Source organism: Candidatus Aminicenantes bacterium (genome assembly GCA_026393795.1).
Lineage (GTDB): Bacteria > Acidobacteriota > Aminicenantia > UBA2199 > UBA2199 > UBA2199.
In genome coordinates this window covers 1-4,752 of the sequence record JAPKZL010000195.1, presented here as the reverse complement: position 1 = coordinate 4,752, position 4,752 = coordinate 1, and the positions used below count along the sequence as shown (strand labels likewise).

Annotated in this window: 5 protein-coding genes; 2 read left to right on the top strand and 3 right to left on the bottom strand. The window is 52.9% G+C overall.

The features are described 5' to 3' along the window. Window positions 1-246 precede the first annotated feature (246 nt). Window positions 247-627 (top strand): DUF1801 domain-containing protein, encoded by a 381-nt coding sequence (locus NTW95_09315; protein ID MCX6557610.1) that lies wholly within the window; start codon window positions 247-249, stop codon window positions 625-627. 99 nt (window positions 628-726) lie between these two features. On the opposite strand, the gene NTW95_09310 is transcribed toward NTW95_09315, so the two are convergent. The 3 genes from NTW95_09310 to NTW95_09300 form a co-directional block, all read right to left on the bottom strand. Beyond that, window positions 727-999, bottom strand: a complete 273-nt coding sequence (locus NTW95_09310; GenBank protein ID MCX6557609.1) for a type II toxin-antitoxin system RelE/ParE family toxin — start codon at window positions 997-999, stop codon at window positions 727-729. Further along, the gene (locus NTW95_09305) at window positions 983-1,207 is read right to left on the bottom strand and encodes a DUF6290 family protein (GenBank protein MCX6557608.1); all 225 of its coding nucleotides are present in this window, start codon (window positions 1,205-1,207) and stop codon (window positions 983-985) included. Before NTW95_09305 ends, NTW95_09310 begins: the two co-directional genes overlap by 17 nt. Window positions 1,208-1,717: 510 nt before the next feature. After that, window positions 1,718-3,076 (bottom strand): AAA family ATPase, encoded by a 1,359-nt coding sequence (locus tag NTW95_09300; protein ID MCX6557607.1) that lies wholly within the window; start codon window positions 3,074-3,076, stop codon window positions 1,718-1,720. Between the two features lie 188 nt (window positions 3,077-3,264). Between NTW95_09300 and hypF the strand changes: the two genes are divergently transcribed. Further along, the coding region (hypF, locus tag NTW95_09295; GenBank protein ID MCX6557606.1) for a carbamoyltransferase HypF at window positions 3,265-4,752 on the top strand (1,488 nt) is incomplete at its 3' end.

The following is a 4,752-nucleotide window of genomic DNA, read 5'->3' as shown; positions in this document are numbered from 1 at the left end:
GCTGCGCGTCACCTCGCCGTTGCCCAAAGATCTAAGGCAATACATGGTCGACAATTTCGAGGCGATTAAAAAATCGTAGGGGCGACCCGCTGGGTCGCCCTGTTTCTGCCACAAATCAAGCAGGGCGATTCGCCCCTAAGGGGCAGACCAATCATATCCGCCAGGATAGGCGGATGATTGGTGCTGCGAATCGCCCCTACAAAAAAATAAACCGAACAGATATACTATGGCTAAACAGGTGCCGCCATGGAAAACAAAAAAACCGGTTTTCAAACCGTTGACGCATATATCAAGACTTTTTCTGAAGACGTTCAACAAATTCTGAGGGGGCTGCGAGCGGCGATCAAAGCCGTTGCGCCCGACGCCGGGGAAACGATCAGCTACGGCATCCCCACCTTCACGCTGAACGGCAACCTGGTCCATTTCGCCGCCTATAAAAACCACATCGGTTTCTATCCGACCTCAAGCGGCATTGATGCCTTTAAAAAGGAATTGTCGGCTTATAAAACGTCCAGGGGCACGGTGCAGTTCCCCATCGACAAGCCGCTGCCGCTGGCTTTGATAAAAAAGATCGTCAAGTTCCGGGTTGCGGAGAACGAAAAGAATTACAAGGAAAAATCAAAATAAAAAAAACTCCTTTACATAGGGGCGAATAATCATTTGCCCATTTTATAACCTGTTTTGGTAGGGAACGCACATGTGCGTTCCCTACACGAGGATAACTCCCTATTTTTTATAAATATCCTTTCTGTGTCCGACCCGCACCACCAGGATGATCAGCCGCTTGTCTTCAATTTTGGCGATGATGCGGAAATCCCCCACCCGATATTTCCAAAGCTCGCCGAATTTCTTGCCCTTCAGCGCTTCGCCGATGGAGCGCGGATCGGCCATTTTTTGCAGCCGGTCCCTCAGGAACGAAATGACCCTTTGAGCGACCTGTTTGTCGAGCTTGGCAAGATCTTTTTTAGCCCCTGCGTCGATTTCAATCGACCAGGCCAAGGTCGCGCTCCACTTCGTCTATGGTGTAAGTCCGATTTTTCCCGGCATAATGACTGCCCAGCCTTTTTTCAGCCAGGTAAATATCTTCAAGGTCGTCGAGATACTCAAGTATCGCCTCGCGGACATAATAGGTCTTGGTCCGGCCGGTGGCTTTGGCCAGGTCGGCCAGCCTTTTTTCGATTTCCTTTGGAAGCCTGATGGCAAGCATTTGATCATCTCCTGCTATACATGTATATCATTCAAGGATATTGTAATGTGAAAGTTGAATCTTGTCAACAGTTCGGGTGAAATAAAATCAAGGATCGTTTCGGAAACGACTTGCTGTGTCCCTCTTTTCAGTGACGGTGGGTTTCAAACCTCCTCGGTGGCATACTTTCACTATGATTTCGACTAGTCTTTAAGTGTTGAAATCATCTAGTGAAAGTATATCATCATTAGATTTTTTCGCTGCTACCAGAATTAGCTGAAAATATAGTGATGATAGACCGATCACACCCGCCTTATAAAGGGGGATGATCGGTGCTGCCCTCTCCTACCTAAATCAATTAAATAATCTTCTGTGAGCCCAGGGGTCAGATCTCCAGGTTCCAGAAATCATCATCGCCCTTCATTCCAGCAAAGACATTTTTCCTAATTCTTTCTCCACCCTCGCCACCAACTTTCGCATTGCTTTTTTCTCCGTCAATTTAAATGACAATTTAACCAAACCGTAGAGTCTTCAAGTTTCTGGTTTTTCTGACAGAAACCAATCAAGGTATTGCCTCAGTTTCCCGGTGAGAAAGTAGGGAAGGTTCAGAAGAAAAAACGGCTTTCCTTCCAGAGTGGCCGCAGTGGTGATTTCCAGCCTGCCGGCATAGAGACGAACCGCGTAGGAGGAGCGGCACAGGCCCATGAATTGATGCAGGGATCGCAGCGAACCGCTTGCGCCCGCTTTCACTTCAAGGGGAATAACATGGCGCTCGTGTGGAACCAGGAAGTCAATTTCAGCATTGGATTGTTTCTTTTCCCGGACCCAAAATACGGGTTTTTTGAATACGGTCATTTCTCCGGCCAACAATTCCTGGCCGACAATTTGTTCGGCCAATTTGCCCCGGTAAAATGAATGCAAATCGGGATATTCGAAAAAATGACCCTGCAGCCCCGCCGAAAAATTAAGCAGCCCGATGTCAAAAAAAAGCAGGCGCGGTGATTTTTTCAAATCCGGGAGCAGGGGGATTTCCCAAGCTGTCGTGGGATAAAGCAAGTAGGCGAGCATGGCTCTTTCCAAGGTCCGCAACGCTTCGCCGACCTCACGCGAGCGATAGTTGGATTTTCCAAAACCGGCAAAGGCTATCCGTTCTCCGGATGCCAAGGGCGCCGATTCGATGCAGTGCCTAAGAATATGCTTCAGGGTGCTGTTGCGGGCGTATTTTTCGGCATCATCCTGAAAGGCCATGAGCAGAGATTGATAGTAGGGCTTCAAGGATGATATGTCCCTTTTTTCGGCAAAGCGGGCCACGATTTCCGGCATGCCGCCGATCTGGGCGTAAACATGAAACAACTCCATGAGCCGCTGGCGCGAAAATTCAGGCAGGGGAATTATTTGCAATGCCTGCAAAGCTTGCGTTTCGCCGGTAGCAAATAAAAATTCCTCGAAAGTCAACGGGTACATGAAAAGGAATTGTACTCTCCCGACCGGAAAATCAATGTTTTTTTGTTCGGCCATCACCTCCAGCAGCGATCCGGCGGCAATCACATGGATCTCCGGCAAAGATTCATAAAAATAGCGCAACATTCGAACCGCATCGGGAGAAAATTGAATTTCATCAATAAACAGCAGGACTTTTCCCGACCGCGGCGCCATGTTTTTTTGCAACAGAATGGCTTGGTACAAATCTGTGACCGGGAGGTTTTTTGAAAATAATTCCGCTTCCTTTTTATTTTCCAGATTCAAGTAGATATAATTAGCATATTCTTTGGCAAACATTTCTACTGCGGTTGTTTTGCCTACCTGCCTCGCTCCCCTCAGAACCAGAGGTTTCCTGTCAGGCGATTCGGCCCAGGATTTTAATTGTTTATTTATAGCACGTTTAAACATCGGTCTCCTGTTTGTTATAAAGTAAGGGCATTATAATGTGTTTTTTGTAACAATGTCAACCCATTTTCCCATTAATTTTGTAACAGAATCAGCGCTCATTTAAGTTCAATATCCCTCGTTTAAAATCTACCTTAACGACAATTTCCGCCCGGCGCCCTTTTGCTGTATAATGACCGTTCCGGTAACAAATGGAACCCCGAAAAATACCCTTGGACCTGAGCCCGGCCGACATTCCCGAGAGCGGCCGCCTCCGCCTCCATTTTTCGGGCATCGTCCAGGGAGTAGGCTTCCGTCCCTTCCTCTACCGCGCCGCCGAAAAGTTCCATCTGTCGGGCGTTGTCAGGAACACCGCCGCCGGCGTGACCCTGGAAGTGGAGGGAAGCCGCTTGCCGGCGTTCATCCGCCACATCAACCGCAACGTCCCGCCCCTGAGCCGGGTCGAGACCCTGCGCCTGGAGGAGATCCAGCCCCGCAATTCCGGGAAATTCGTCATCCTGGAAAGCAAAAGCCGGGGGCAGAACAACATCCTCGTCTCTCCCGACATCGCCCTCTGCCCGGCCTGCCGGAAGGAGATGGCAGACGCCAGCGACCGCCGCCACGCCTATCCCTTCACCAACTGCACCGACTGCGGCCCGCGCTTCACCATCATCGAGGGCCTGCCCTACGACCGGCCGCTGACCACGATGAAGGGATTTAAGATGTGCCCCGATTGCCTCCGTGAATACCGCATGCCCATTGACCGCCGCTACCACGCCCAACCCGTCTCCTGCCCGAATTGCGGGCCGAGGCTGTCGCTGCGCGTCAAGGGCAAGGCGATCAAGGGAGCTCCGCTGACCGCGGCGGTGAAAATGCTGAAAGCCGGCAAGGTCGTCGCCGTCAAGGGAGTCGGCGGTTATCACCTCGCCTGCCGCGCGGCGAGCGCGGTGGCCATGGCGCGGCTGCGGCGTTTGAAAAACAGGGAGCGCAAACCCTTCGCCCTGATGGCCAGCCCGGAAATGATCCGTTGCTTCTGCCGGCTGACGGCCAAGGAGAACGAACTGCTGCAGAGCCCGGCCGCGCCCATCGTGCTGCTCGAGGCGCTCCCTAAGAACAGGCTCATCCCACTTGCCGCCCCGGGCCAGAACCGCCTCGGCTTCATGCTCCCCTATTCCCCGCTGCACCACTTGCTGATCGAAAGGATGGCTGAACCCCTGGTCATGACCAGCGCCAACCTGGCCGACGAACCGATCATCTTCAAGGACAACGCCAACGAGCTGCCCCGCCTGGCCGACGGCGTCCTGAGCCACGACCGTCCGATCCGCGCTTTTTGCGACGATTCGGTGCTCCAGGTCTTCGAGAAAAACGTCTCCTTCGTCCGCCGCAGCCGCGGCTTCGTGCCGCTGCCCATCCGTCTGCCATTCTCGAGCCCCAGGACCGTACTCGCTCTGGGCGGCATGCTCAAGACCACCTTCACCCTGCTGCGCGGAGACCGGGCGCTTGTCAGCCAGCATATCGGCGACACGGGCACGACGACGGCCCTGCGGGCCGAAAAGGGGGCGATCGACCATTTTCTTAAGCTCTTCGCTCTGCGCCCCGAGGTCGTCGCCATCGACAGCCATCCCGGCTATCCCAACCGGCTGCTGGGGGCGGCATTCCCGGACGCCGCTCTGGTCGAAGTCCAGCACCACCGCGCCCAC

Excerpts from the sequence above, each read along its gene's own strand:
- NTW95_09315 (MCX6557610.1), top strand. The coding sequence starts at position 247 with ATGGAAAACAAAAAAACCGGTTTTCAAACCGTTGACGCATATATCAAG.
- NTW95_09305 (MCX6557608.1), bottom strand. The coding sequence starts at position 1,207 with ATGCTTGCCATCAGGCTTCCAAAGGAAATCGAAAAAAGGCTGGCCGAC.
- NTW95_09300 (MCX6557607.1), bottom strand. The coding sequence starts at position 3,076 with ATGTTTAAACGTGCTATAAATAAACAATTAAAATCCTGGGCCGAATCG.